The organism is Methylobacterium sp. GC_Met_3, from assembly GCF_026540775.1.
Classification (GTDB): domain Bacteria; phylum Pseudomonadota; class Alphaproteobacteria; order Rhizobiales; family Beijerinckiaceae; genus Methylobacterium.
Genome location: NZ_JALNUL010000158.1, coordinates 1 through 1089, shown reverse-complemented (window position 1 = coordinate 1089; position 1089 = coordinate 1). Strand labels below are relative to the sequence as shown.

The 1089-nt window shown below is 66.3% G+C and carries 1 protein-coding gene; it reads left to right on the top strand.

From position 1 onward, the window contains the following. Positions 1-107 precede the first annotated feature (107 nt). The coding region (locus OXS27_RS32275) for an IS481 family transposase (RefSeq protein WP_267361739.1) at positions 108-1089 on the top strand (982 nt) is incomplete at its 3' end.

The following is a 1089-nucleotide window of genomic DNA, read 5'->3' as shown; positions in this document are numbered from 1 at the left end:
TGTTTGGTTGCGGAACGTCGTTGGGATGTGGCACGTTGGGCGATCAAAGCCTACGCGTGGCGGTTTGAGGGTGTGCGCCGCCGTGCTGCCGTTCGGAGGGCTCGTTGATGCTCGCCATCCATCCCCAAGCCCGCACCACCCCGGCTGTTCGCGCCGAGATCGCCCGCTCGCCCGAGAGTTCCGGGGTGTTGGCCAAGCGCTACGGCGTCTCCACCGAGACCATCCGCAAATGGCGCAAACGCGGCCCCGATGCCTGTCAGGATCGCTCGGCCCGGCCCCATAAGCTGCCCTGGCGCGCCAGTGATGAGGAGCGCGCCGTCGTGTGCGCGCTCCGTCGCAGCACCGGCTTCCCCCTCGACGCGCTGACCTTCGTCGTCAGCCACTTCCTGCCGCACCTGAACCGGGACGCCGTCTATCGCATCCTCAAAGCGGAGGGCCTGAACCGGCTGCCGCCGTCCGAGAAGACCCGCAAGCCGCACGGTACCTTTAAGGAGTACGAAGTCGGCTTCGTGCACGTCGACGTGAAGCATCTGCCTAAGCTACGTGACCGCGACGGCTCCACCCGCAAGCGCTTCCTCTACGTCGCCATCGACCGCGCCTCCCGCTACGTGCACCTCGCCGTCAAGGACGACGAGACCACGGCCTCGGCGATGGCTTTCCTCACGGAAGCGCTGGCCGCCTTCCCCTTCCAGGTCACTCACGTGCTCACTGACCGCGGCTCCTGCTTCACCGCCGATGCTTTCGAGGGCGCCTGCGAGCGGCACGGGGTGCAACACCGCAAGACGCGCCCCTACACGCCGAAGACCAATGGGATGGTCGAGCGCTTCAACGGCCGGGTGCAGCGCGAGGTGCTGGGCATCATGATCTACAGCCACACCGACCTAGAGATCGTGCTGCGCGGCTTCAACGCGGCCTACAACGGCCGCCGGCAGCGCGTGCTGAACGGGCTCTCGCCCGGAATGGTCCTGCAGCAGCGCCTCGAAGCCGATCCAAGCTTGGCTAATCCCACCTACAGACCGCCCAGCCCAAGTCTCATCAAACGCGCCCTTCGCATCGTCGCAGATGCCAAGGAGGTCTCGCATCCAGACA